The sequence below is a fragment of the Streptomyces sp. NPDC002306 genome, assembly GCF_053593435.1.
The window spans coordinates 1-25,784 of the sequence record NZ_JBSFCK010000017.1; the positions used below are offsets into that span (position 1 = coordinate 1).

Sequence of the window (25,784 nt, forward strand, 5' to 3'; positions counted from 1 at the left end):
CCCCTCGGTTGGCTGGCCCGGGCTGGGAAACCCGGGGGGCGCGCCCCCCCCACACCTCCCACCCCCCCCCCTTTCCCCGGCCGGGGCCATCGCCCCTCGCCGGACGGTCCGGTCAGTCCCGGACCTTCAGCACGATGGGGTTGGTCAGCGCCGCCATCGGGCCCCACTGCAGGTCAGCCGCCATGGTGTTGCCCTTGCCCGGCGTGCCGTCCGCCTTCGGGTGCCGGACCTCGGCGCGCACGTACGCGGCCAGTGAGGCGGTCGTGCGCCAGACGACGGTGCCCGTGCCGGACGCGCCCAGCGACTCCTGGTGCATCTGACCCTCGTCGGTGATGAGCCGCACCGTGCCGCCCGGCACGCCGGTCACGTCCAGGCGCACGTCCACGGGTGCGTCGGCGGCCACCTTCAACGTCTCGGCGATGCCTGCCTGACGGCCGCCGCCGGTCGCGGTGAAGGCGACGGTGACGGCGGACGACTCGGCGACGTACGTGCGGCCCTCGCGGATGCCCTCCAGGATCGCGGGCCGGCTGAGGTCGTCCGCGTACACGACCGTCTGCGGCAGTCCGATGACCTGCGGGACGCTGTGCGCGTCACTGTTGGCCATGGCCGGCAGCCAGCCCTTGCCGGTGCGCATCGCGGTACCGAGCATCGCGTCCCAGGTGTCGACGGCGGACTCGTCGTCGTACGTCCAGGGGCCGTTCCACACCTCGACGGCGTCGGCGTCCTCGTAGCCGAACTTCCACTGGCAGGCCACGTACGGGCAGTAGGGGTGCGCCGGGACGACCAGGCCGCCCTGGCGGCGCACCTGGCGTGCGAAGCGCGGGAAGTGGTCGTCACGCGAGCGGTAGCGCCAGTCGATCCACGAGCCGGAGTCCAGGCCCAGCGCGAGCCAGTGGCCGTTGCGGGTGGTGATCTCCTCACCGTTGATGATCAGCAGGTCCGGACCCGCGTACTCACCCCAGACCCCGTGCGCCGACGAGGTGTTGTGGTCGGTGGAGATCATGAAGTCCAGGCCGGCCGCGCGCGCTCCGGCCGCGACCTCGGACGGCTGACGCTTGCCGTCGGAGTGCACGGTGTGCAGGTGGCAGTCACCTCGGTACCACGCGCGCCCGCGGCCCTCGGCGCGCTCGCTCGGGTAGTTCGGCTTGTACGGGGCGCCCGCGGGGCCGTACCGGAGGGTGATGGTCACCGAGTAGTTCATGCCCTGCGGGGCCACCTGGTAGGGGCCGAGCACCACGTGCCAGGTGCCGTGGTTGACCGGGCCGGGCAGGTAACCGGGCGTCGTGGCGTCGCTGTTGACCACGAACGACGTGCGCGCGCCGCCGGACCAGCCGCGGAAGCCCCGGCCGCCCAGCGCGATGCCGTGCTCGTCGAAGATGCCGATGTCGCACGAGTTGCCCGGCGTGCCGCTCGGGACGCCGGGCTTGTCGTAGGTGTACGAGACGGCGATCTGGTTGACGCCCCGGGGAACCTCCACCGGCAGGTAGACGAAGTCGGCGGCGCCCGTGTCCAGGTGGCCGGTGACGACACGCGTCACCTCGGTGCCGTCGGCGGGCACACCCGCGGTGCCGGTGCCCGCCTCGTCGGCCTCGGCGAAGCCGACCGGGGCGAGGGTCAGCGCACCCGCCGCGCCGAGCGCCGCGCTCGCCATGAGCAGGTTGCGGCGCCCCATGCCGGCCGTTTCCTCGGCGGCCGGCGGCGAAACGTGTTCACAGGCTCCGGATTGACACATGGATGTCCCCTGCTGAGTCGAGTGTGTGGTGTTCAGGACCCCGGAACCCTCGTTCGCCCAGGTGAACGGTCCACCACGCCTCGGCGACCGCTTGCCGTTTTCCACAGGTCGGACTGTGGCGACCGCGTGCCTGTGAATGAGGGCTTCGGCATGCGTGCGGTGGCACCGCACGCGCGGACCTGGTCGTGACGGTCGGTCGCGCCGACTCGGTCGTACCGGTCGACAACGCTGCCCTGACGCGGTGAACTGCCGCGTACGACAGGGCAGTACGCCACGAGCGACCGTGCGGTGCGCCACGAGCGCCGAGCTTCCGGCGATCCGCCGTGGATGCCGTGCACGGATCTTGACCGCACCCCTTGAGCAGTGGTGCAGTGGATGAGCCACTGGACCACTACGCAGGAGTCGCGATGGAACCGCTCGCCCGTACCTCGGTCGTCGACACGCTGGAGCGACAGATTCAGCAGGACATCTTCGCCGGCAGCCACCAGATCGGCACGCTGCTGCCCCCGGAACGCAACCTCGCCGAGAGCTACGGCGTCACCCGCGCCACCCTCAAGCACGCGCTGGGACGCCTGGTGGGAGCAGGTCTGCTGGAGACCCGGCACGGAGTGGGAACGCGCGTGCGCGACTATCTGCGGACCGGCGGTGCCGACCTGCTGCCGATGCTGGTGCGCTTCGCGCCCGACTGGCTGCACGAGGTCTTCGAGGTGCGCCGGTCCATGGGCGCCGTCATCGCGCAGCGCGCCGCCGGCCGCATCACCGCACGTCAGGCGGACGAACTGCGGAACCTCCTCACCGCCGTCGGGGCGGCGGACCGGCCCGCGGCGATACAGCTCGCGGACGCGGAAGTGCACCGCGCACTGGCCCGCGCCACCGGCAACCGCGTGTATCTCCTGCTCACCAACACGCTCTTCAACGCCTACTTCCCCGCACGGAAGCAACTCGTGGGCCCCTTCCAGGAAGCCGAGGTGGCGCATGCCCGGCTCGCCCCGCTGGTTCGCGCTGTGTGCGCCGGGGACCCGGAAGCCGCCGCCCGCGCGGCCGACGTCTATCTCCAGGAGACCGAGCGCATCATGCTCGGTGACCTCGGGCTCGCTCAGTGAGCGGCCGCGGGACGCGCTTCACGGAAAGCCTGTACGGCACGGTGGAATTGACCGACGCCGAGGAAGCCCGCCCGATCCGCGTCGACCTCACGGTGAGCTCGGACGCCCTGGTCACGCCGCACCGTACGACGCACGCCAGGGCCACGGGCCGGGTACGCATCCCAGGACGCGCCGACGACGCCGCGGCGACCGGCGAGATGGACATCTCCCCGCTGGCCAGGCGCAGGATCGACTACCGACTCCAGTTCCGCTCGCAGGGCCGCACCCTCACCCTGCGCGGATGGAAGTCCGTGTCCGCCCGCCGCCCCTGGGCCTCCATGACCGTTCTCCCCTTCACCCTGTACGACGGGGACGCCGTCGTCGGCCACGGCACCCTGCGCTTCCCCCTCACCCAGCTCGCGCCCTTCCTGAAGAGCTGGCGATTCCCCTCTCAGCGGGGCGGCGAGCAGCATCTCGCACCGCGCTGGGACGGCACACCCGGGCGAACCGAGGTCTGGTACACCACCCTCACGGATCCCACCGACGGCACCGGGGTCTGGCTCCATCACGAGATCACCGCACCCACCGACGGATCGCCCGCCTTCGCCCACGGCTGGGTCGCGCTCTTCCCGCCACAAGGCCCGGTGACGCACGCCAGGTTCGGGCCCCACCCGTGGACACCTCAGGACGCGGGATTCACAGCCGACGGCATCGAGGCCACGGCGGGAACCCTGCGGGGCTCCGCGGGCGACTTCCGGTGGGACCTCACGGAGACGCCCGAGAGCGACCCCCTCTACACGTTCCCCCGCTGGGCATGGCGCCGGCCCGTCCTGCCCGCGGCCCAGATGCTCCCGTCCGCGCGGGCCCGGTACAGCGGCACGATTCGCCACCCCGGAGGCGAGATCGTTCTCCGTGACGCGCCGGGCGCCAGCGCCAGGATCTACGGCCACGGCAACGCGCAACGCTGGGCGTGGCTCCACGCGGATCTGGGCGACGGCGACGTCCTCGAAGTGGTGGCCGCCGTCTCCAGGCGTCCGCCACTGGACCGGCTGCCCCCACTGGTCTTCCTCCGCCTGCGCAGAAACGGCCGCGACTGGCCCCGCCGGGCACTCCGCCCCGCGACGGGATACGCCGGGCTCGGACGGTTCCGCGCACGGATCGGGCTGCCGCAGTGGCAGATCACCGGCAGAGCCGGACTCCGTCGCCTGCGCGTACGCGTGACACAGGCCGAAGAGAACACGGTGACGCTCCAGTACACCGATCCGGACGGCAGCCACGCCCTGTGCCGCAACAGCGAGCGCGCCCACGCGCACGTCGAACTCGAACGCTGGTGGGGCCGATGGCGCACGGAGGCGACCTGGACACTGGACGCCACCGCGCACGCGGAGGTCGGCACACGATGAACCGCAGCCTCGACGGCCTGGTCTCCGCCCTGCTCGCGACAGCCCCGGAAGCGGGGAACGCCCACCGGGCGGCTGGAGTACCCCAGCGGCTGGACCGTCTCCTGGAGGCCATGCCGCGGCCCGCCCGCGCCGGCTTCCGGGGTGCCGCGGGCCTGCTGGACGCGTACGCCGTGGCGCGCACCGGACACCGGCTCGACCGCCTCACGGCGGACGAACGTGAGACTCTCGTGACCGGGCTGCCCTCTCGGCTGCTGGACATGGTGAAGATGCCGGTCATCCTCGCCGCGGGAACCGAGCGGATGGTCCGGCGCCAGGCTCCCGCCTCACCCACGCGCGTTCCGCCCGACGACCCGCCACTGGACTGCGTGCCGTCCTCGTCGTGGCCCGACCGGCACACCGCGGACGTCGTCGTCATCGGATCGGGAGCGGGCGGCGCCGTGGCCGCCCGCACCTTCGCACGCGCGGGGCTCCGGGTGATCGTCATCGAGGAAGGCCGGCACCACACCACCGCCGACTTTCGCGCCGCTCCACCCCTGGACCGTTTCGCCGAGCTCTACCGGGACGGCGGCGCCACGATCATGATGGGGGATCCGCCGATCCTGCTGCCCACCGGCCGTGCCGTCGGCGGTACCACCGTCATCAACTCCGGCACGTGCTACCGGACTCCCCATCGTGTCCTGACCCGCTGGCACAGTGAATACGGGATAGACCTCGCCGAACCCTCGCTGTTCGCCGCCGACCTCGACGACATCGAGCGCACACTCCGGGTGGCACCGGCACCGCTCGACATCCTCGGCCGCAACGGCACGCTCACCCTCGACGGAGCTCGCCGACTCGGCTGGGAAGCCGCTCCGTTGCGACGCAACGCCCCCGGATGCCAAGGGTCCTGCGCCTGCGTGGTCGGCTGTCCGACCGGAGCGAAACAGAGCGTGCAACTGTCCGTCCTCCCCGACGCGTGTGCCGCGGGTGCCCAGATCATCACCTCCGCCCACGCCGAGGGGATCATGGTCGACCGTGACCCGCGGAGCCGGCCGCGAGCGGCGGGAGTGGTGGCGAGGCGGCCGGACGGCACCCGGTTCGAGATTCTCAGCCCGCTGGTCGCCGTGGCGGCCGGAGCGTTGATGACACCGCTGCTGCTGCGCCGTTCCCAGCTGGGCGGCCACCGAATGACCGGCCGCAATCTGGCGGTTCATCCGGCGATCAGCGTCGGCGGCCGTTTCGACGGACAGGTCACGGCCGGCCCCGCCGTGCTGCAGAGCGCCGCGGTGGAAGAACTGCACGACGACGGCATCCTGATCGAGGCGACCGCGCCTCCGCCCGGGATGAGCTCCTTCCTGCTGCCAGGAGCGGGCCGCAGGCTCCGTGCGGAGATGGAAGGACAGGGCAGCCTGGCGACGGTCGGCGCGATGATCGCCGACCGGCCGGGGGGCAGGGTATGGGGCCGGCGCAGGCCCACCCTGACGTACCGGCTCGCTCCGGAGGACGCCCAGCGCCTCATCCGGGCGATCGAGGCCGTGGGCCGCCTCCTGCTGGCCGCCGGCGCGGAGGAGGTGCTGACGGGCGTGCCCGACACACCCGGCGTCCGCACGACAGCGGAACTGAGGAGCGTCGTGCGGAACGTCTCCGCCCGACAGCTGCACTTGTCCGCCTTCCACCCGACAGGCACCGTCGCCATGGGAGCCGACCCGGGCCGGGCTCCCACGGACAGCGACGGCTGGCTGCGGGGCGTCGACGGCGTCCTGGTGACGGACGCCTCCGCTCTGCCGAGCTGCCCGGAGGTGAACCCGCAAGTCACCGTCATGGCCGTGGCGCAGGCGGTGAGCCGCGCCGCACTGAACCGTCTTTGAGGTCTCTGGGGTCTTTGAGTCGGCGAGTCGACAGGTCTACGGGTCGACGAGTCGATGAGCCGGCCCTGGGGATGGCCTGTTTCCAGGTGGCGTACGGCGGCGGCGGTCTCGGCGAGCGGGTAGGTCCGGCCGGCGGCGCCTTTGCGCGCCGCCGGGGGATTGTGGTGTCATCACCCGGCGGTGGTCAGGGCCTGGACGGACGCCGACGGAGCGACGGCGCGGAGGAACGCCGAGCACGTCGACGTGACCTGGCTCACGGCTCGGCCGGCCTGATCTTGGAATCAGTGGGCCCCCGCCACCGTTGTCGTGTTCAGGTCTTCGCCCTGTTCCGAGGGGTGCCGGGCAAGGGTGCCCGTCAGGTGACGGGAGCTGGACACGATCCAGGACCTTTCCCGCTTCCTCGTTCCTGGATCGCTGTCCGCTGTCTTCGAAGGGTTCTTCTGCGCCATGCCACTCGCCCTGCTGGCCCTGGCCGTCGTCGCGTTCGGAATCGGTACGACCGAGTTCGCCACGATGGGACTGCTGCCCCAGATCGCCGACGGGGTCGGCGTGTCGGTGCCGCACGCCGGCAACCTCGTGTCGGCATACGCGCTCGGCGTCGTCGTAGGCGCGCCCGTGCTCACGGGCATCGGCGCGCGCATCCCCCACAAGCGGCTGCTGCTGCTCCTGTCCGGGCTGTTCGTGGTCGGCAACCTCGCGTCCGCGTTCGCTCCCGGTTTCGGTCTCCTGTTCGCCGCGCGCTTCCTGGCGGGTCTGCCGCACGGGGCGCTGTTCGGCGTGGGCGCCGTGGTGGCCTCACGGCTGGTCGCGCCCGAACGGGCCGCGCGCGCGGTCTCGAAGATGTTCCTGGGCCTCACCATCGCGAACATCATCGGTGTCCCCGCCAGCACGGCCCTCGGCCAGCACCTGGGCTGGCGGACCGCCTACGGCGCCGTCGCCGTCATCGGCCTCGTCGCGCTCGCCTCGCTGGCCTTGTTCGTTCCCCATCAGCCGCGCGGCCCGCAGGCGGGCATCGGGCGCGAGCTGCGGGCGATGGGCAACAGGCAGGTCGCGATCGGTCTGGCCACGGCGGTGGTGGGCTTCGGCGGATTCTTCGCCGTCTACAGCTACCTGGTGCCCATGCTGACGAACCTGACGGGCATCTCCGACTCCTCGACCACCCTGGTCCTCGCCCTCTACGGCGTCGGCATGACACTCGGCACGCTGGTCGCGGGCCCGCTCACGGACCGCGCGTTGCGTCCGACGCTGTACGCGGGACTCGCGCTGCTCGGCGCGGCCCTGGTGACGTTCTACTTCACGGTGCACAGCACCGTGCCCGCCTTGGTGACGATCACCTTCATCGGCGCGATGGGCGCACTCGTGACCACACCGGTCCAGATGCTGCTCATGGCCAAGGCGAAGGACGCTCCCACGATGGCGGCGGCTTCCAACCACTCCGCCTTCAACCTCGCCAACGCGGGCGGCGCCTGGCTCGGCGGCCTGGCCATTTCGGCGGGCTGGGGCTGGGGCTCGCCCAACCTGGTCGGTGCGGCGCTCGCGGCGGCGGGCCTCGGCCTCGCCTTCGTCGGCGGCTTCATGGACCGGGGCAGCTCTCGCTCCGTGGTGATCACGTCGTCCGACGGGGAGGCCTCGAAGACCGCCGGACAGGACGTGCCCGCCTGACGGCGGGAGATCCACCCCCACGGGCACCCCGCCGTTCGCGGCTTCGCTGCCCCTGACGCGGTGAGGGCGGTGTTCAGGGCAGGACGCTCACCGGGGTGTCCACGGTGCTGCGCAGGCGGGCCGCGTCCCGGCTCGGAGGTGCGCCGAACTGGCGGCGGTACTCGCGGCTGAACTGCGACGGGTTGTCGTAGCCGACGCGCCGTCCTACCCCGGTGACGTCACCAGGGTGGGTGGCGAGCAGCAACCGGGCCTCCTGGAGCCGGATCTGCTTCTGGAACTGGATGGGACTCATCGCGGTCACCGCCTGGAAGTTGCGGTAGAAGGCGGAGACGCTCATCCCGGACAGACGTGCCACGTCCTCGACCCGGAAGGGCTGCGCGTAGTGCTCGCGGATCCAGCCCACGGCCCGGGAGACGTGGCTGAGACCGCTGTCGGCGAGTCCGAGCTGGCGTACCGTCGCGCCCTGCTCGCTGGAGATCAGGCGCCACAGGATCTCGCGCTTGACCAGTGGCGCCAGGACCGCGCGGTCGCGGGGTTCGTCGAGCAGGCGCAGGAGCCGGACCACCGCGTCGAGCAGAGCGGGCGGGGCGTCGCTGACGGCGATCGCCGACGGCGCGCTTCCGCCTGCGCGGGGGATGTCTCCGGGACCGGCCCGCAACAGCAGTTCGGCGACGGCTGACGGTTCCAGCGTGAGACCGAAGCCGAGGGCGGGCTGTTCGGGGTCGGCCTGGGTGAACTGTCCCGTGACGGGCAGGTCGACGGACGCGACCAGGTACTGCCCGGCGCCGTACTCGTAGACCCGCTCGCCGAGCGCGAGGCGTTTGGCGCCCTGGGCGATGACCGCCAGTACGGTGCCGGACATGGAGGGCGCCGGCGGATCCTGCTGATCGACCTTGGAGATCAGCACGCCGTCGATGGCGGTGGTCCAGTCGGGTCGGGCATGTCGGTTCAGCAGGGTGCGGAACTCTTCAAGTTGCATGCGTTCATTGCAGCACCCTCGCCCGTCGGGGCTCTCGCTTTCGCGAGGATCGTGCAAGTGCAAGCCAGCATCGTTCTAACGTTTTCGCAGGTCAGGCCGGTTGAATGGAGTCATCGCACTCCACCACTGACGAAGAGGACAGCCATGATCGCGAACTACGGCTTCCAAGCCACCCTGACCGCCGCACCCCGGATGGGCGACCGACTGGTCGAGCTGTTGCTGACCGGACTGGACGCGGGCAGCCCCGGCGCGAGCGAACACTGCGTCGTCTACCTGGTCTCCCGTTCCGCGTCCGACCCCGACGTCGTCCACGTCACCGAGGGCTGGACCAGTGAGGAGGACCACCACCGGATCTTCGCCGGCGAGGCCGCCCAGGCCATCGTGGCCCGGATCGCCGGGCTGCTGGCCAAGGAACCCGAGTACACCGACCACGTCCCGGTCCGCGGCAAAGCCGCCTTCTGAGGTCCCGGACCGACGTACCGGCGTTCCGCCTCGGCACCCGCCCGCACGGCTCCCCGCTCACCGACCGTCCCGCACCCCCTCACGAAAGGCCTACGACCATGACGACAGCGCGACCCGCCCTGGACCCCGAACTGCGCGAACTCCTGGCCGACATGCCCCTGATGTCCCAGCTGAGCCCGGAAGTGCTCACGTATCTGCGTCAACTCCCCTCGACGCCCGTCGAACCCCTGCTCGCCCGACGGGAGGTCGTCCGGCGCGAGATCAGCGTGCCCGCGCAGGACGGTGCACCGATCCCGCTGTCGGTCTTCAGCCCCGCGCCCACCGACCCCGCGACCGCCGCCGCACCCTGTGTCTACTGGATGCACGGCGGCGGGATGGTCATGGGCGACCGCTTCTCGCAGATCGACATCCCCCTGGAGTGGCTGGACCGATTCGGCGCGGTCGTCGTCTCCGTGGACTACCGCCTCGCCCCCGAGGCCACCGGCACCGCCCTCGTCGACGACTGTTATCAAGGGCTGCTCTGGATCGCCGAGCACTCCGAAGAACTGGGCATCGACCCCGCCCGGATCATCGTGGCCGGCGCCAGCGCGGGCGGTGGCCTCGCCGCCGGTGTCACCCTGCTGGCCCGCGACCTCGGCACCCCGGCGATCGCCGCGCAGATGCTGATCTGTCCCATGCTCGACCATCGCAACAGCACCACCTCCAGCCGCCAGTACTCCGGCGGCCCCGGCGTCTGGACCAGGGAGATGAACGAGTTCGGGTGGCGCGCCGTCCTCGGCGACCTCACCGACGACGAGGTACCCGCCTACGTCTCACCCGCGCGGGCCACCGACCTCTCCGGCCTGCCGACCACCTACGTCGACACCGGCTCCGCCGAGGTCTTCCGCGACGAGGACACCGACTACGCCACCCGTATCTGGGCGGCCGGCGGTCAGGCCGAACTCCATGTCTGGGCGGGGGGTTTCCACGGCTTCGACGCCTTGTACCCGCAGGCACACCTCTCGGCCACCGCCCGACGCACCCGCGCCGACTGGCTCGCCCGACTCCTGTCCGCGTACTCCGCCACCTCCCGGCCGCCCGGCGAACCGGGCGCCGCCCACGCGGATCGACGCGAGGACATCGGGGCGGCGACCGAGCACGAACGCGGGACATCCGCCGGGACGTCCGGCACCTGACGCGTCGCCTCGGTCACGCGCGCCGGGACGGGACGCCGGGCGCTGATGGCGGGCACTGGTGGCGGGCGTGGAGCCGGCCGCGGGGCCGGCTGCGGGAAGTCCCCGCGCCGCGAGCTTGCGTTCACGGCTCCGACTGTCGGCGTCCCGGGACGGCGGTGCCTGCCCCGGCTGGGGATAGGCACCGGAGGGTCTGGCTCCCCGGCCGCGCCACCGGTGAACTGGGCGACGCCGGATCCGGCAGCCCGCACCCACCCGGGAGGACGCCTTGAGCGCCACCACCAGCGCACACGATCCCTTCGAGACCCTGGACGCGACCGACTACGCCTTCACCAGACGCGCATGGGTCGACGCCCCGCCCGCCCGCGTCTACGGGCTGGTCAGTGAGGTGTCCGCGATCGGCCGCTGGAGCCCCGACGCGACCGACGCCGCATACGACCACGGCGCCGGGCCCCGGGTCGGCGCCTGGTTCAGCGGCCGCAACCGTAGGCAGGGACGGGAGTGGACCACACGCTCCCAGGTCGTGCGAGCCGACCCCGCGGCCGCGTTCGGCTTCGTCGTCGGCGGTGCCGAGGACGGCATCGTGCGCTGGGACTGGACCCTCCACCCCGAGGGACGCGGCACCGTCGTCCAGCAGTCCTGGCAACTCCTGCGCCTCGACCCGGTCCTGGGAACCACTCGCGCGGACCTCGACGCTCTGCGCCGCTCCATGGAGGACAGCGTGGAAACCACCCTGGCGACCCTGGCCCGATGGATCGCCGCAGAGACCGCGGACCAGCCGTGCCGCTGCGAGGCCGTCACAGCGGGTGCCGCCGCTGCGGAGGGCGGATCACCGCCGTCGCCTCGACGGGCGGCGTCCCGTGGCCGGGTCAGGTAGGGATCCGCACGCCGGGGTACCCGTCCCCCGACGGCCGCCGTGGGGGATGAGCCGGTTTCGGGCGGGATCGGCGCGGATCCGCCCGGCTCAGGGGTCCATCGCGCGCCGCAGAAGGGCAGGAAGTCCATGACCGTGCCGCATCCGGCGAAGCGTTCCCGTGACGGACGGGGCTGGTTCGAGCGGCTGGCCGAAGAGGCCTCCAACTTCACCAGTTCCCTGGTGTTCTACGGCATCTGCCTCGCTCTCGTGGCCACTTTCGTCGTCGCCCACGCGGCGGGCGTCCCGTTGACCTGGCAGTTGTTGATCGGTGACGTGATGACGGCGGTCAACCTTCTGCTGCTGGCCCTGCTGAAGAACTCCGAGCGCCGTGCCGAGCACGCCGTTCAGCGCAAACTCGACAGCATCGCGGCCGCGCTGCTCGACCAGGACGAGGCCGGCCGGCGCAAGGCCGACCAGGACCTGCGCAAGGCGATCGGGATGGAGGAGGACGTGTAGGAACGTTCTCCGCGGGTCCGAGTCCGACCGCCTCGGCCGACGCAGTCCGACGGCCGCGGCGGCAGTCGCTGCCCGGGCGGCCGGTGGAGTTGTCAGGTGACGCTCTCACCGGCCGCTTCGTGCAGGTCCACGGGGTGCTGGCGCGGAGGGCTCACCGCCGCCGCCGCGGCCCGTCACAGCGTCGCGGTGGTTCCCTCCCCGGACGCGCTGCCCGCGAGCCACTGGTCCCATCCCAGGTTGAAGGCGGCGTAGCCGTTGTCGGCCGAGGCCTTGGCGCGGGGCGAGCCGGTGATGGTGACGGGGTCGCCCTGCTTGACCTGGCCGTAGAACCACTTGGCGTCCGAGATGGACAGGTGGACGCAGCCGTGTGACCCGCGGGCACTGCCGCTGCCCGGATTGGGGTCGCCGGTCGAGTAGTGCACGTACGTGCCCGACTGGGTGAGGTGGACGTCCCAGGGCAGGGTCAGGTCGTAGAAGTCCGGACTGCCCTTGTCGCAGCTGATACCGACACTGCAGGAGGTCATGTGGACCTTCTCCTGCTTGTCGATGACCGCCATGGTGCCGTTCCACGTCGGATACTCGGCACTGCCCGCGTTGATCGACAAGGTGCGCACCGCCGCGCCGTTGCGGGTCACCTTCATGGTGTGGCCGGTCACCGAGACATCCGCACGCACATCGTCACCGACCTTGAAGGTGTGCGTGTAGCCGTGCACGCCGTAGCGTCCGTTGCCGTTGCTGACGCCCGTCATGTCGGCGTCGATCTTCACCGTCGTGCCGGAGGGCCAGTACGCCTTCGGGCGCCAGTCGGCGCGCCTGTCGCCGAACCAGTGCCAGGCGCCGGCCACCGGCTGCGAGGCGCTGACCTTCATGTGCTTCTCGACCGTGGCGCGCGCCTTGGCCGCCACCGGATTCGTGAAGATCACCGAGATCGGCATGGCCACACCGACCGTGGTCCCCGTCTGTGGCGTGATCGTCTCCAGCAGCATCGGGGGTCCCGCGGGCTTCGTCGGTGACGGCGAGGCACTCGCGCTCGGCTTGCCCGACGCCTTCGCGTCACCCCCGGCCGCCTTGTCACTGCCGCCCCCGCTGCCGCAGGCACTCGCACTCGCCAGCATCACACACGTGACGAGCGCGATCCCTATGCCGCTCTTGCGCCGTCCCACGACCTGCCCCACTCTCTCGCTCCACGGTCCTGACGGACCCGACTCACCTGTCAGACGGTGACAACGCGGGCCGCAGTTGCGTGCGTTCGCGTAAAACGTGTCTCAAGACCCGGTGCGTACCGCCGGATCGGGGACGTAGGGAAATGGACGTCACCGGCTGCTGTGTCGCGGCCGGGTACCCCGTCGGGCCCACCCTGACCGTCATCGAAGCCAAGTGCGTCTCGCGCCAAGCCCGGGGCGAAGGACGCCATCCACCTGGACACTTCGCAACCGTCCTGGTCAGGGCTCGTTGTCGGTGGTCGCTGGCAGGCTGAACGTCGTGAATGGTGACGAGCAGCTACTGCGCGGCCGTGTCTACGGCCACGACCACGACGATCCCGACCCGGGCCCACGCGCCGGGCGTACCTACGTCGAACTGGCCGGCGGCCCCCTGGACGGCCTGTTCCTGGACGTGACCGACTGGACGCCCGACGAACTCGCCGTCGGCGCCGCTCTGCCCACCGAGCTCGGCCGGTTCGGCGCCGGCGGCCGCGCGCTGTACGACCCGTGTCCGGGCGACGCGGGCCGTTTCGTCTGGTCAGGCGACAGTCCATGACCGCTTCAGGGACGCCTGGCCGGCCGGCCGTCCCCTGACCGCTTGGGGAACGCCCGGCCGCGCGGTGGCCGCGCACGGAGTCGCGCGGCCACCGCGCGTCGTCCCGGCCCGTCCTGGCGGACTTGTGGTCGTGACAGGAACGGGCTGGTGGAGGGGGCGGCTCAGACGGCCGCGGCGGCGCGTCCGGCGGCGTAGATCCGGGCCTGCTCGGCAACGCGCTGACCGAGGTACTGGGCGGTGGCGATGTCGGCCTTGTGGACTTCCTCGGGGCCGTGGTCGGTGTGGGTCTGGGCGCCCGCGCCGAGGTAGAAGCCGAGGCGGTTGAGGTCGTCCTCGGAGCCGGTGGAGCTGTTCCAGCCGGGCTTCAGGCCGAGGTTGACCCAGGTCATGCCGTGCTGGGCCGCGAGGACGGCGAAGTACTGGAGGGTGTGGAGCTTGTCGCCGCTCTTGGCGCCGGAGTTGCTGAAGCCGGCGGCGAGCTTGTCCTTCCAGGAGTGGACGAACCAGCGCTTGGAGGTGGCCTCGGCGAACTGGTGGAAGGCGCCGGAAGCCGTGCCCATGTAGGTCGGCGAACCGAAGATGATCGCGTCGGAGGCGTCGAGCTGAGCCCACTGCTCGTCGGTGATCTCGTCGACCTTCACCAGGTGGACGACGGCGCCGGCCTCGGAGGCGCCCGCGCACACGGCTTCGGCGAGGACGGTGGTGTGTCCGTAGCCGGAGTGGTAAGCGATCGAGACGACAGGCATGATCATGAGTGTTCTCCTTGGCATGGCTCTATGAGTGTCGGCTCCTCATGGGAACCGCGAGGCCGGCGACCACCTGACGTGACAGCGTGATGCGGCTCGTACCCAGTAGGACCGGACAGCCTCCCCGGTTGTGACACGAGGGAAAGATTTCTCACGCCATGACTCCACCGAAGGTGAATCAGGGGTGGAGCGGCGGCGTACAACCATTGAAGCCCGGTGTGGGTCTTCTCGGTCGCCGGGCGCGTGAGGCGCGCGGTCAACCACTCGCTTTCCAGGGGGTTCGTCTTGTCATCCCGGAGACTGCACCTGTCCGTCGCCACCGTGGCAGCCGTCGTGGCCGTGACGGCGGCGGCCCCTGCCGCGTCCCACGCGGAAGCCGCTCCCGCGGGTGCCCTCGCCGTGGGCACCGCCCTGTCCGCGCGGGCCGACTTCGACGGTGACGGATACGCCGACGTGGCCGTCGGCGCCCCGGGCGGCAAGGTGAACGGCAGGTCCGGGGCCGGATACTTCGCCGTCGTCTACGGCATGGCGGACGGCCCCGACGGGGTCAAGCGCCAGGTGATCAGCCAGGACCGGTACGGGATACCCGGCGCCGCGGAGGCGGGCGACCGCTTCGGCAGCGACCTCACGGCGGCCGACCTGGACGACGACGGCTTCACCGACCTCGTCGTCGGGGCCCCGGGCGAGGACGTCGGCGGTGCCCGTGACGTCGGGCGCTACACCGTCCTGTGGGGAGGGGTGGGCGGCCTCGTCACCGCCGCCACCCTCGGTCAGGGCAAGTCGTCGCTCCGGTCTGGTGACTTCGACGGGGACGGGCACCTGGACCTGGTGACGGCCGACCGAGTGCGGTTCGGGCCGTTCAGGCGCACCGGCGAAGCGGCCCGCACCGCGCCCCTCATGGCCCCGGACATCCGGGTCGCCACGATGGCGGCGGGCGACGTGGACGGTGACGGCTTCACCGACCTGGTCGTCAACGCGGGCTCGAAGACCGCGAGCGGTACGGGGGCGCTCCCGCCGCTCCGTCTGCAACTGCTGCGGGGCAGTGGACGCGGCCTCACCGCCGGGCCGGTCATCGCCCGCCAGGACACCGCGTCCGCGGACAGCGTCGCCATCGGGGACATGGACGGCGACGGCCGGCAGGACATCGTCTTCGGGCGCAGTACGGCGGCGGGCGGCGGTCTCGTCGGGGTGGTGCGCGGCACGGTGCACGGGCCGGCGGCGCGGGCGGCGCTGATCGGCCAGAACACTCCGGGCGTCCCCGGGACGGGGGAGAGCGGCGACGCGTTCGGCACGGCGGTCACCGTCGGAGACGTCACCGGCGACGGCTACGCCGACGTCGTCGCGGGCGTGCCCGGCGAGGATCACGCCGGGAAGACCGACGCGGGCACCTTCGTCGTCCTCAGGGGGAGTGCGGCGGGTCTCACCGGCACGGGGTCCAAGGTCTTCAGCCAGAACACGGCCGGGGTGCCCGGTACCGCCGAGAACGGCGACCGGTTCGGCGGTCGCGTCGCCCTGGTCGGCGGGCATGTGCTCGTCTCGGCGCCGCGGGAGAACAGCGGCTCGGGTGCGGTCTGGGTCTTCGCCACCGGGGCTTCCGGCCTTGCCACGGCCGGCTCGGTGAGCTTCGGACCGGGCACGCTCGCCGCGCCCGTGCCGGGCGCGCTCTTCGGCTCCGACTTCCACCACTGACCGTGAGCGCGGCTCGCCGGTCCGGAGCGTAGCCGTCCAGGAGGCGGCTTCGCCTCTCGGTGCTTGACCGGGATGGCCGGTCGTCCGGCTCAGTCCTCGACCGGGATGCCCAGTAGTCCGGCCGTCGTGGTGAGGGCTGTGCCCAGCGGGAGGGCGACCCGGGTGACCGCGTGCGGGTCGCCCCGGGTCGGGTCGCGGTTGACGATCAGCACCGGTTTCCCGGTCTGGGCCGCCTGGCGGACGAACCGCAGCCCGGACATCACCGTCAGCGATGAGCCGAGGACCAGAAGTGAAGTCGCCTCACGGACGAGCGTGCGGCAGTGCTCCACGCGCGGCGGCGGCACGGACTCGCCGAAGAACACCACGTCCGGTTTCAGGATGCCGTCGCACACCGTGCAGGGCAGCACACGGAAGTCTCCGACCTGCTCGTCGATCAGGTCGGCGTCACCGTCCGGATTGATGCCGGCGGCCACCGGCTCGAAGCCCGGATTGGCCTCCTCCAGCCGCCGGGCGAGTTCGCGGCGCGGGCTGAGGGCGCCGCAGGAAAGACAGACGACCCGTTCCAGGCTTCCGTGGAGTTCCACGACACTGTCACTGCCGGCGGCCTGGTGCAGGCCGTCGACGTTCTGGGTGATCACACCCGAGAGCAGGCCGTTGCGCGCGAACGCGGCGACGGCCCGATGCCCCGCGTTGGGGCGGGCGCGGCCGAAGGTGCGCCAGCCGAGGTGGCTGCGCGCCCAGTACCGGCGCCGGGCCTGTGCGCCGGTGGTGAAGTCCTGGTAGGTCATCGGGGTGTGCCGGCTCAGGCTCCCGCCCTCGCCCCGGTAGTCGGGGATGCCCGACTCCGTCGAGAGGCCCGCGCCGCTGAGCACCAGGACACCGCCGGTACGCAGTGCCTCGGCGACCGGCTCCAGATTCGTGGTGCCCGGCGGCAGGTCCTCGGACGGGGTCCAGCTCAGAGTGGGACGCATGCGCATGCCGCCAGGGTACGGAACCGGCCGCGCGGTCGTGCTCGCCGATCACCGGGGTCCGGGACGACGATCAAGGTTCTCGGATCATCCTCCGGCGATCTTCGCGGTCCTCGCGGTCCCCGCATCGCCGAGCGGGTGCGAGCGCGTCGCCGAGCGCGGCGGTTTCCGCGCCGTTGAGGCACCCCCCGGCGCCCTGGGTGTCGGCTTCAGCCGTGTCCCGTCGGCGCGCTCGGGGCCGTAGGACGCGGCTAGACGTCATCCAGCCACAGCACGATCCCGGTGTGCTTCGCCAGGACCGCCGCCGTGCCCGCCCGGACGGCGGCCGCGCAGCGCGCGGCGGTGAAGGAGGAGGCGTCGTACGTGGACGACATGCCCAGTCCTTCACCGCGGAACGACGCCCCGGACCAGTCGACCGCCGTCACGTTCTGGGTGGGTTCGGCGAGTTCCGCGCCCACCACCAGGAACTGCTGGGCGAGATGGTTGGGGGTGACCGCCGCCAGGGGGTCGATGAGGTCGTTGCCCGCGCTGACGACGAGGTCGGGGCGCATGTCCATCGCCCGGGTGATGGCGGGGAGGAGGTCGCCGGCGTCGGACGCGGTCACGGTCCTCAGGTCGACGTCCTCGTCCCGCGCCCACTCTTGGACAGCCGTCACCAGGGTCTTGGTCGGCCGGTCGTGGCCCGCGGTGACCAGGACGACTCGGATGCCGTCCGAGGGGTGCACCCGGGACCAGGAACCGGGACTCGGGGTGACGGTCGACTCCGGTGCCGGTGATGCGTCCGCGCCCAGGAAGCCCGCGCTCAGTTCACCGACGGCGGAGGGGCGAGGGTGTGGTTCCCCTGACCAGTCGTCACCCGAGGCGCATCCGGTGAGGAGCGCGGCGGCCACCGCCAGTGCGGCGGCGAAGAGCGGGCGGTGCAAGACGATCGTCCTCCGGGCGTGGGGCCGCCACGGCGGCACGACGGGGGGCCGGTCCGCGGCCCGAAGGCGCCGGTACGCGGCGGCTGTTCCCTCATCCTGCGCCGCGGTTCCCCACGATCTCCATCGGCCGACCATCTATCGAACATTTGTTTTCTCATGATTCGCCGATGAGGCAACTCCGGTTCACTCGCGACCAGCACGGTGCACGGGCAACCTCAAGGAGCCCCATGTCACAGCGCGTCCGCCGTCCTCTGCTCGTCCTCGCCGCGGCGGTTCTCTTCCTTCTGGGCCTGGTGCTGCCCGCCGCCGCCCACGGCTTCACCTCGACCGTCTACGCGCATGTCACCGCCGAAGACGACGGCCCGCTGCGGACCGAGCTGAAACTGGAGTACGACCTCCTCATCGTCTCGGCGGCGGACGCCGGTTCCGACGACGCCCTCTTCCGTGCCGGAACCGACGCGTTCGAGTCGGAGGACACCGCCGCCGAGGCGGCGGCGCTCAACGCCCACCGCGCCGCCGCCGTCGGCTACGTCACTCGGCGGCTCACGGTCACCGAGGCCGGAAGTGCCTGCGAGGCGTCCCCGGTCGGCCCGTTCCGGATGGGCCAGGAGGAGGGCGTGCCCTACGCGTTGCTGACGCTCGACTGGACATGCGCCGAACACGGCTCCGGTGACCACGAGATCCACAGCCGTCTCTTCCCCGACTCCGAGGGCTACGTCAAGGGCGTCAAGACGATCGTGACCTATGCCGTCGGCGGCCACACCGGCAGCGCCGCCCTCGACGCCGGGCACCCGTCCTTCTCGATCAGTCAGCCCTGGACACAGCGCTTCTGGGAGTTCTTCCGTCTGGGCGCCGAGCACCTGCTGACCGGCACCGACCACATCCTGTTCCTGCTCGCCCTGATCGCCGGATCCCGACGGCCGCGCGAAGTCGTCCTCGCGGCCACCAGTTTCACGCTGGCCCACTCGGTGACGTTCCTGCTGGCCGCGCTGGGTCTCGTCGACGTTCCCGGGCGCCTGGTGGAACCCGTCATCGCCCTGTCCATCGCCGTGGTCGCCGGCTGGCACCTGTGGCGCATCCGAGGGCGCGGCACCCATGTCACGGACCTGGAGCCGTCGGCCGGCGGCCGCTTCGCCCTGGACCGCGCCGGGTGGAGCAGGCTGGGCGTCGTGTTCTGCTTCGGCCTGGTGCACGGCCTGGGCTTCGCGGGCGCGCTCGGCATCGAGGCCGCGTGGTCGTGGACCCTGCTGTGGTCACTGCTGGTGTTCAACATCGGCATCGAGGCCGTGCAACTCGCCATCATCGCGGCGGTGTTCCCGCTGCTGTTGCTGCTCAGGCGCCGCTCGCCACGTGCCGCGCTGTGGGTCACCGGTGTGCTGGCGGGAGGTGTGGCCGTCATGGGTCTCGTCTGGTTCGCGCAGCGTGCTTTCGGACTGTAGTGACCCCTTGGCCGACAGCGATATTCAGTCCCCACCAAGATCGCATTCAAGTGCCGTTCATCTGGCGCCGAAAGCTTGGCGATCTCCACTGAATGTGCACCGCATGCACACAGAAGAATCGAAACTCAATGAGATCGAACCACTTCCAGCAGGTCCGCGGTCCGGTGCGGCACCGCGTGGCGACCGGAGCCTCCGCCGCCTTCCTCGGTCTGACCGTGGCCTTCGCGGGCGGACTCGCCTCGCCCGCCGCCGCGGCCGACTCCACCACCCTCTCCGGCATCGTCCTCGGTGTCGGCGCCAACGAGACGCAGCGCACGGTCAGCTGGTACTCCTCCACCGACACCGCGCAGAAGGTCCAGCTCGCCCCCACCGCGCAGCTCGTCACGGGTGAGTTCCCCGCGAACGCGGTGACCTTCGACGCGATGGGCGCCGCCAACATCGCCACCAGCGGCGGGTACAACCGCCACGCCACCATCACCGGCCTGAAGGAGAACACGACTTACTCCTACCGGGTCGGCACCGAGGGCAACTGGTCCACCGCGTACTCCTTCAAGACGCAGGACTTCGAGGGCGACTACGACTTCCTGTTCCTGGGCGACCCGCAGATCGGCTCCTCCGGCGACGTCGCGCAGGACCAGGCGGGCTGGCAGGACACCCTGGGCGTGGCCACGCAGGCCAACCCGAGCGCCGAACTCCTCGTCTCCGGCGGCGACCAGGTCGAGACCGCCAACACCGAGTCGCAGTGGAACGCCTTCCTGGCGCCCGACCAGCTGCGCCAGTACCCGTGGGCGGCCACCATCGGCAACCACGACGTCGGCGGCAAGGCCTACGAGCAGCACTTCTCGACGCCGAACACGGACCGCTCGGGCTCGCTGTACGCCAACGGCAACCCGGCCTCCAACACCTCCGGCGGCGACTACTGGTACATCTACAAGGATGTGCTGTTCATCGACCTCAACAGCAACAGCTACGCCACCTCCCAGGGCGGCGGGGGCGACGCGGCGCACACCAAGTACGTCACGGACGTCATCAACCAGCACGGCTCCGAGGCCAAGTGGAAGGTACTCGTCTACCACCACTCGATCTACTCGCCGGCCGCCCACGCCAAGGACGGCGACAACAAGACGCGCCGCGTCGACTTCCCCACGACCTTCTCCAAGCTGGGCGTCGACCTGGTCCTCCAGGGACACGACCACAGCTACTCCCGCAGCTACCTCATCAAGAACGGTGAGAAGGCCGACCCGAAGGAGCAGCCGGGCGCGGCCGACGTCTACCCCGGCCCCGGTGGCGTCCTCTACGTCACGGCCAACTCCGCCTCGGGCTCGAAGTACTACGACATCACGGCGCCCGACTCCAGCGGGACCAGCGGTGCGGGCAACGGCGCCGACCCGCTGAACCCGAAGAGCTACTGGTACAACTCGGTGCAGAACCAGGAGCACGTCCGCACCTACGTCAAGGTCCAGGTGCGCAAGGACAAGCTCGTCGTGGAGAACCTCCGCAGCGGCACCTGCGACACCCCCAACTCCGCGGTCTCGCACGGCGACTGGTGCAACAACACCGCCGCCGGTCAGCCCGTCGGCTCGGTCGTCGACAAGGTGAGCGTCCACCCGTACAACGGTGACGGCCAGTCGCTCCAGGTCAACGTGCCGAACCCGGCTCCGGGCGAGTTCGGCTGGACCATCGACGGCTACAACGGTCTGGTCGACCTCGGCACCGCCAAGGAGATCACCGGCGACCACTTCACCGCCGCCGGCAAGATCAACCCCATCCTGGTGTCCGACACCCGCCGTTCGCTCTCGCCGTGGTCGGTCTCGGCCAACGTGAGCGCGTTCAAGGACGCCGACAAGGTGTTCGCCGGCTCCTACCTCGGCTGGACGCCCTACGTTCTCGACGCGGGTGCCGGGGCCAAGGCCGGTTCGTCGGTGGCCTCCGGCTACGACGACAACGGTCAGGGCCTCGCGGTCTCCCGGGGTCTCGGCTCCGCCGACCAGGGCCACCCGCGCGGCACGGCCAAGCTGGGCGCCGACCTGGACCTCAAGGTCCCGGACTCGGTCCAGAAGGGCGGCTACCGCGCGACCCTCACGATCACCGCGCTGAGCAGCTGACCGATCCCGCTCCACCGGCGGGGCGGGTCCTGCCGGACCCGCCCCGCCATCGTTCCGAGAGAGACCCCGAGATGCACGCAGTGGCACCACTTCACCGCACCACGACCGCCGTTGTCCGCACGGTCACACTCGCCCTGTTCACGGCGCTGGCCTTCGTCGCCGCGCTCGCCGGCCCGGCCCGGGCGGCCGACGGCGATGTCACGTGGACCGTCCGGACGGCCGCGAACGGCTTCGGAGACGACCGGTCGAGCTACAGCTACGGCGTCAACCCCGGCGGTGAGGTCGAGGACGCCATGGTCGTCGCCAACCACGGCACCGCCCCGCTGCGTCTCGCGGTCTACGCCGCCGACGGCTTCACCACCGAGAAGGGACAACTCGACCTCCTCACCCGGGACAAGAAGTCCCGCGGCATCGGCACCTGGGTGCACACCGCCCATGACAGCGTCCTGATCGCCCCGGGCAAGAGCGCCGCGATACCGTTCGCCGTCACCGTCCCGCGCGACGCCACCCCCGGCGACTACGTAGGTGGCATCCTCACCTCGCTCAAGCAGGCCGACGACGCCGAGGGCATCGCGGTCGACCGCCGCCTCGGCATCCGTATCAAGCTGCGGGTCAGCGGAGCCCTGCGGCCCACGCTCGCCGTGGAGAACCTGAGCGTCCACTACGACGGCACCGCCAACCCGTTCGGCCAGGGCGACGCCTCGGTGACGTACACCCTGCACAACACGGGCAACGCCGTGCTCTCGGGCACCCAGAAGGTCTCCCTCACCGGCCTCTTCGGGACGCTGAACGTCGACGCCGGCCGCATCGCCGCGCCGCCGGAACTGCTCCCAGGCGAGCAGTGGAAGGTGACCGTCCCGATCCACGACGTCACCCCGGCGGTCCGTCTCACCGCCACCGCCACCGTCACCCCGCTCATCACCGACGCGGCCGGCTCCACCACCGCGCTCGCCCCCGTGCGCGCCACGGCCCACGGCTGGGCCGTCCCCTGGTCGCTCCTGGTGCTCGTGGTCCTCGTCCTCGCCGCGGCCGCCACGGCGTTCGTCCTCGCCCGACGCGGTCGGGCGCGGCGCAGGCAGCGCGAGGACGAGCGGGTACGCGAAGCCGTCGACCAGGCCCTGCGCGAGAAGGCCGCCCAGGGCTCCTGACCCGGCCGAGTGCGGTCCGACATCGCCGCCCATCGGTTCTGACGCGGCTGCCCGCGGTCGGACATCGCCGCCCACCGGTCCTGACCCGGCGGCCCGCGGTCCGGCATCGCCGCCCGCCGACACAGAGATCATCCGCTGCCCGTACCGGGAGACCGGTCCGGGCAGCGTGTCGGTTTCCGGCGGTCGTGAACCACACCGTCACAGCGCCCTGTTCGTCGCCGATGGCGCCGCCGGCTCCGCCTCCCTCGCCGTGCGGGGCGCCCGCCCCGACAGCACCGGGGCCCGCGCCGCGCCCCGACGTACCGCGGCCCGCCCGCGGACGGCTGCGTGGAACGCGGCGGAACGGAATGGAACGCCGGAAGAGGAGACGAGTTCGACCTTTCCTGGGAGACATGGCGTGGGTATCTCGCGAAGAAGGCTACTGACGACGACGGGAGTCGGTGTGGTGGCGGCGGCCATCGACGCGGGCGGTTTCCGCGCCGCCGCCGAAGCCGCCACCTCGGTCCGCGGCGGCAAGGCGGCGGCCGCCTCCCCATCGGACGTGCCGCTGGTCACGACGTGGGACCAGACGGTGCAGCGGGCGAGCTACGCCCAGGGCTCGGGCTACCAGCGGCTCGTCGCCGGGCCGGGGGAGCCGCACACCATCCGCACCGACCTCTGGTCCCGCTTCGGTCCTCCGACCATGGCACTGGCCGCGTTCGCCCAGCTGACCGACCTGCACATCGTCGACGACCAGTCGCCGGCCCGCCTCGAGTTCATGGACCGCTACGCCGACGCGGGCGCCCCGCACTACGCTTCGTACCCCACCGAGTCGGCCTACCGGGGCCACGAGTTCCTCTCGACCCAGGTCGTCGACGCGATGTGCCAGGCCATCGCGGGGATCGGCAAGGGCCCGCGGAGCAAGAAGCCGCTCCAGTTCACCATCGTCACCGGCGACGCGATCGACAACTGCCAGCACAACGAGAATCGTTGGTACATCGACCTGCTCGACGGCGGTCAGACCATCGTCCCGGACTCCGGCACCATCGGCCTGGACCAGAGCTTCGCCAGTGGCGCCCTGACCGGCGGCGGATCCGCCGACAACCACTACTACTACCCGTCGGTGCCTCCGCAGCAGGTGCCCGGCAACCAGTACACCGGCACGTCAGGGCTCGGATTCCCCTACGTCCCGGGCCTGCTGGACGCGAGCGGTGTGGTGGGCGCGGCCCGCCGCCCCTTCGTCTCCCACGGCCTCGGCATGCCCTGGTACGCGGCGTACGGCAACCACGACGGCCTGTGGCAGGGCAACGAGCCCATCGACAACAACCTCGTCGACGTGCGGGGCATGACGCTCGGCACGACCAAGACCACCGGCACCTCCGCCGACCTGCCGGACGACTACGACGACCTCGGCACCTTCGGCAAACTGATGGTCGCCTGGGAGCTGGAGGGCACCCGGGTCGCCGCCGACCCCAACCGGCGGCTGCTCACCCGCAAGGCGTTCATCCAGGACCACTTCAACACCGCGGGCCTGCCCGTCGGCCACGGCTTCCAGGGCGTCGGCATCGACAAGGCCTACTACGCCATCCCGTCCGGCTCCGGCGACCTGATCCGCTACATCACCCTCGACTCCACCAACACCAACACCGACGGATTCGGCTCCGGCGCCGCGGGCGGTTCGATCGACACCGACCAGCTCGACTGGCTCGAACAGCAGCTCAGGGCCAACAGCTCGCGCTACATCGACACCAGCAACCGCGTCGTCACGCGCAGCGGCGTGCAGGACAAGATGTACATCCTCTTCTGCCACCACACGCTCAACACCATGGACAACCTCGACGACGGCATCTTCGGGGGGATCTTCGGGGACCGGCACACCGGCGACGAACTCAAGGCGCTGCTGCTGCGCTACCCGAACGTGATCGCCATGGTCAACGGACACACCCACGCCAACAAGATCGTCCCTCATCCGACGCCGTCCAACAGCCCGATCCGCGGCGGCTTCTGGGAGATCTCCACGGCCTCGCACATCGACTGGCCGATCCAGAGCCGCATCATCGAGATCATGGCGAGCCCCGACGCGCAGAACACGGGTGAGTTCGGCTCCGCCGCCGGACCCGCCACCCTCTCGATCTTCACCACCATGGTCGACCCCGCCGCGCCCCTCTCCTTCGCGGGTGACACCAGCACCCCCGCGCAACTGGCCTCCCTGGCCCGGGAACTGGCCACGAACGACCCGCAGGAGGTGAGCCGCGGCATCACCAACCGCATGGGTGTGGGCGGGGACCGCAACGCGCAGCTGCTCCTGCCGGCCCCCTTCCCGCTGCACGCCCCGAGCCCGCTCGGCTCGCCGATCGCCGCGGCCCGCAACAAGGACGGGCGGCTGGAGCTGTTCGGCACGGACGCGCAGGGCAACCTGTGGAACACCAGCCAGCAGACCGTCGGCGGCAGCCCACAGCCCTGGACGAAGCTCGCCACCGGGCCGGGGTGGCGGTCCGTCACCGCCGCCAGTCACCAGGACGGCCGGGTCGAGGTGTTCGCCATCGACCAGAACGGCGCTGTGAACCGCCGCGCGCAGACCGGCGTGGGCAGCAGCACCTATACGGCGCCCCAGCTGTTCGACGCCGCCTTCACGTCGGCGACCGCCGTCCAGGACCAATGGGGCGGCATGCAGGTCTACGCGACCCGCAACGACAACTCCATCCGCCACCGCTGGCAGGACTTCCTCAACGACGACACGCCCTCGAACGGCTGGTTCACCCCCTGGACCCAGCTCGGCGGCACCGCGATCCAGCTCGCCGTCGAGACCGGCTCCGACGGGCGCGCCGTACTGGTCGCCATCAAGGAGGACGGCCTGCTCATCCAGCGCAAGATGAACGTCGCCAACGCGCAGACGGAGAGCGAGTGGGGTGGGGTGCTGCCCGTCGACGGCATCCTCGACTCCATCGACATGGCCCGCAACCTCGACGGACGCCTGGCCATCTTCGGCACCAACCCCGACGGTATGCTCTGGCGCCGCTTCGAGACCGCCCCCGCCTCCGGCACCTGGCAGTCCTGGGCCCAGATACCGACGCAGTTCGGTGCCACCACGCTGAGGATGCGCCACGTCGCCGCCGAGCGGAACGGCGCCGGGAGGATCGAACTGTTCGCCGTCGACGACACGGGCGCCCTGTACCACTGCGCGCAGACAGGCTCCAGCAGCACCACATGGTCGGCCTGGGAGTCGTACGGTCTCCAACTGCGCGCCACGCACACCGCCACCGGGCTGTGACGGGCACGGCAACCCCTGGCCCGTCCCGCTCCCGTGCCTGAACGCGG

The 25,784-nt window shown here is 71.3% G+C and carries 20 protein-coding genes; 14 read left to right on the plus strand and 6 right to left on the minus strand.

The genetic code is table 11. From position 1 onward, the window contains the following. Positions 1-112: 112 nt before the first annotated feature. Positions 113-1,672: a CehA/McbA family metallohydrolase gene (locus tag ACWCQK_RS27495; protein WP_451159328.1), complete on the minus strand. Its 1,560-nt coding sequence runs from the start codon at positions 1,670-1,672 to the stop codon at positions 113-115. Positions 1,673-2,139: 467 nt separating this feature from the next. Between ACWCQK_RS27495 and ACWCQK_RS27500 the strand changes: the two genes are divergently transcribed. From ACWCQK_RS27500 to ACWCQK_RS27515, 4 genes are all read left to right on the plus strand, one after another. Next, entirely contained in the window at positions 2,140-2,835 is a 696-nt protein-coding gene (locus ACWCQK_RS27500) for a FadR/GntR family transcriptional regulator (RefSeq protein WP_451159330.1), read from the plus strand. Beyond that, positions 2,832-4,217, plus strand: a complete 1,386-nt coding sequence (locus ACWCQK_RS27505; protein WP_451159332.1) for a hypothetical protein — start codon at positions 2,832-2,834, stop codon at positions 4,215-4,217. The genes ACWCQK_RS27500 and ACWCQK_RS27505 overlap by 4 nt, the downstream gene beginning before the upstream one ends. Further along, a complete protein-coding gene (locus ACWCQK_RS27510) occupies positions 4,214-6,064 on the plus strand; it encodes a GMC family oxidoreductase N-terminal domain-containing protein (protein ID WP_451159334.1) in 1,851 nt (616 codons plus the stop codon). Before ACWCQK_RS27505 ends, ACWCQK_RS27510 begins: the two co-directional genes overlap by 4 nt. A 447-nt stretch (positions 6,065-6,511) precedes the next feature. Next, positions 6,512-7,726: an MFS transporter gene (locus tag ACWCQK_RS27515; RefSeq protein WP_451159336.1), complete on the plus strand. Its 1,215-nt coding sequence runs from the start codon at positions 6,512-6,514 to the stop codon at positions 7,724-7,726. Between the two features lie 73 nt (positions 7,727-7,799). On the opposite strand, the gene ACWCQK_RS27520 is transcribed toward ACWCQK_RS27515, so the two are convergent. Further along, the gene (locus tag ACWCQK_RS27520; protein WP_451159338.1) at positions 7,800-8,705 is read right to left on the minus strand and encodes an AraC family transcriptional regulator; all 906 of its coding nucleotides are present in this window, start codon (positions 8,703-8,705) and stop codon (positions 7,800-7,802) included. A 144-nt stretch (positions 8,706-8,849) separates the two neighbouring features. Here ACWCQK_RS27520 and ACWCQK_RS27525 point away from each other — a divergent pair, with 144 nt between their 5' ends. From ACWCQK_RS27525 to ACWCQK_RS27540, 4 genes are all read left to right on the plus strand, one after another. Next, the gene (locus ACWCQK_RS27525) at positions 8,850-9,167 is read left to right on the plus strand and encodes a putative quinol monooxygenase (protein WP_451159340.1); all 318 of its coding nucleotides are present in this window, start codon (positions 8,850-8,852) and stop codon (positions 9,165-9,167) included. Positions 9,168-9,265: 98 nt separating this feature from the next. Next, positions 9,266-10,342 carry an alpha/beta hydrolase gene (locus tag ACWCQK_RS27530; RefSeq protein ID WP_451159342.1) on the plus strand — a complete coding sequence of 359 codons (1,077 nt, stop codon included), beginning with the start codon at positions 9,266-9,268 and terminating at the stop codon, positions 10,340-10,342. 265 nt (positions 10,343-10,607) lie between these two features. Beyond that, positions 10,608-11,216, plus strand: coding sequence for an SRPBCC family protein (locus tag ACWCQK_RS27535; RefSeq protein ID WP_451159344.1), 609 nt, complete (start codon positions 10,608-10,610; stop codon positions 11,214-11,216). Positions 11,217-11,342: 126 nt separating this feature from the next. Beyond that, positions 11,343-11,711 (plus strand): low affinity iron permease family protein, encoded by a 369-nt coding sequence (locus tag ACWCQK_RS27540; protein WP_451159346.1) that lies wholly within the window; start codon positions 11,343-11,345, stop codon positions 11,709-11,711. Between the two features lie 173 nt (positions 11,712-11,884). Here ACWCQK_RS27540 and ACWCQK_RS27545 read toward each other — a convergent pair whose 3' ends face one another. Continuing rightward, positions 11,885-12,826, minus strand: coding sequence for a L,D-transpeptidase (locus tag ACWCQK_RS27545; RefSeq protein ID WP_451159543.1), 942 nt, complete (start codon positions 12,824-12,826; stop codon positions 11,885-11,887). A 367-nt stretch (positions 12,827-13,193) separates the two neighbouring features. Here ACWCQK_RS27545 and ACWCQK_RS27550 point away from each other — a divergent pair, with 367 nt between their 5' ends. Further along, entirely contained in the window at positions 13,194-13,469 is a 276-nt protein-coding gene (locus ACWCQK_RS27550) for a hypothetical protein (protein WP_451159348.1), read from the plus strand. Positions 13,470-13,630: 161 nt separating this feature from the next. On the opposite strand, the gene ACWCQK_RS27555 is transcribed toward ACWCQK_RS27550, so the two are convergent. Next, positions 13,631-14,221, minus strand: a complete 591-nt coding sequence (locus ACWCQK_RS27555; RefSeq protein WP_451159350.1) for a flavodoxin family protein — start codon at positions 14,219-14,221, stop codon at positions 13,631-13,633. Between the two features lie 279 nt (positions 14,222-14,500). On the opposite strand from ACWCQK_RS27555, the gene ACWCQK_RS27560 reads away from it, so the two are divergent. Continuing rightward, positions 14,501-15,904 (plus strand): FG-GAP-like repeat-containing protein, encoded by a 1,404-nt coding sequence (locus tag ACWCQK_RS27560; protein ID WP_451159352.1) that lies wholly within the window; start codon positions 14,501-14,503, stop codon positions 15,902-15,904. Positions 15,905-15,993: 89 nt separating this feature from the next. On the opposite strand, the gene ACWCQK_RS27565 is transcribed toward ACWCQK_RS27560, so the two are convergent. Next, positions 15,994-16,881, minus strand: a complete 888-nt coding sequence (locus ACWCQK_RS27565) for an NAD-dependent protein deacetylase (RefSeq protein ID WP_451159354.1) — start codon at positions 16,879-16,881, stop codon at positions 15,994-15,996. A gap of 242 nt (positions 16,882-17,123) precedes the next feature. Further along, complete coding sequence (locus ACWCQK_RS27570; protein ID WP_451159356.1) at positions 17,124-17,795, minus strand: hypothetical protein; 672 nt, start codon at positions 17,793-17,795, stop codon at positions 17,124-17,126. Positions 17,796-18,022: 227 nt separating this feature from the next. Between ACWCQK_RS27570 and ACWCQK_RS27575 the strand changes: the two genes are divergently transcribed. The 4 genes from ACWCQK_RS27575 to ACWCQK_RS27590 all read left to right on the plus strand — a co-directional run bounded on the left by ACWCQK_RS27575 (position 18,023) and on the right by ACWCQK_RS27590 (position 25,737). Continuing rightward, complete coding sequence (locus tag ACWCQK_RS27575; protein WP_451159358.1) at positions 18,023-19,234, plus strand: HupE/UreJ family protein; 1,212 nt, start codon at positions 18,023-18,025, stop codon at positions 19,232-19,234. Positions 19,235-19,362: 128 nt separating this feature from the next. Then, entirely contained in the window at positions 19,363-21,339 is a 1,977-nt protein-coding gene (locus ACWCQK_RS27580; RefSeq protein WP_451159360.1) for a fibronectin type III domain-containing protein, read from the plus strand. Between the two features lie 71 nt (positions 21,340-21,410). After that, the gene (locus ACWCQK_RS27585) at positions 21,411-22,487 is read left to right on the plus strand and encodes a WxL protein peptidoglycan domain-containing protein (protein WP_451159362.1); all 1,077 of its coding nucleotides are present in this window, start codon (positions 21,411-21,413) and stop codon (positions 22,485-22,487) included. A 397-nt stretch (positions 22,488-22,884) separates the two neighbouring features. Further along, positions 22,885-25,737 carry a TIGR03767 family metallophosphoesterase gene (locus ACWCQK_RS27590; protein ID WP_451159364.1) on the plus strand — a complete coding sequence of 951 codons (2,853 nt, stop codon included), beginning with the start codon at positions 22,885-22,887 and terminating at the stop codon, positions 25,735-25,737. Positions 25,738-25,784 lie beyond the last annotated feature (47 nt).

Coding starts and splice junctions, on each gene's coding strand:
- ACWCQK_RS27515 (WP_451159336.1), top strand. CDS start 6,512: ATGCCACTCGCCCTGCTGGCCCTGGCCGTCGTCGCGTTCGGAATCGGT.
- ACWCQK_RS27495 (WP_451159328.1), bottom strand. CDS start 1,672: ATGGGGCGCCGCAACCTGCTCATGGCGAGCGCGGCGCTCGGCGCGGCG.
- ACWCQK_RS27525 (WP_451159340.1), top strand. CDS start 8,850: ATGATCGCGAACTACGGCTTCCAAGCCACCCTGACCGCCGCACCCCGG.
- ACWCQK_RS27500 (WP_451159330.1), top strand. CDS start 2,140: ATGGAACCGCTCGCCCGTACCTCGGTCGTCGACACGCTGGAGCGACAG.
- ACWCQK_RS27520 (WP_451159338.1), bottom strand. CDS start 8,705: ATGCAACTTGAAGAGTTCCGCACCCTGCTGAACCGACATGCCCGACCC.
- ACWCQK_RS27545 (WP_451159543.1), bottom strand. CDS start 12,826: ATGCTGGCGAGTGCGAGTGCCTGCGGCAGCGGGGGCGGCAGTGACAAG.
- ACWCQK_RS27510 (WP_451159334.1), top strand. CDS start 4,214: ATGAACCGCAGCCTCGACGGCCTGGTCTCCGCCCTGCTCGCGACAGCC.
- ACWCQK_RS27585 (WP_451159362.1), top strand. CDS start 21,411: ATGCACGCAGTGGCACCACTTCACCGCACCACGACCGCCGTTGTCCGC.
- ACWCQK_RS27575 (WP_451159358.1), top strand. CDS start 18,023: ATGTCACAGCGCGTCCGCCGTCCTCTGCTCGTCCTCGCCGCGGCGGTT.
- ACWCQK_RS27530 (WP_451159342.1), top strand. CDS start 9,266: ATGACGACAGCGCGACCCGCCCTGGACCCCGAACTGCGCGAACTCCTG.
- ACWCQK_RS27555 (WP_451159350.1), bottom strand. CDS start 14,221: ATGATCATGCCTGTCGTCTCGATCGCTTACCACTCCGGCTACGGACAC.
- ACWCQK_RS27580 (WP_451159360.1), top strand. CDS start 19,363: ATGAGATCGAACCACTTCCAGCAGGTCCGCGGTCCGGTGCGGCACCGC.
- ACWCQK_RS27540 (WP_451159346.1), top strand. CDS start 11,343: ATGACCGTGCCGCATCCGGCGAAGCGTTCCCGTGACGGACGGGGCTGG.
- ACWCQK_RS27565 (WP_451159354.1), bottom strand. CDS start 16,881: ATGCGCATGCGTCCCACTCTGAGCTGGACCCCGTCCGAGGACCTGCCG.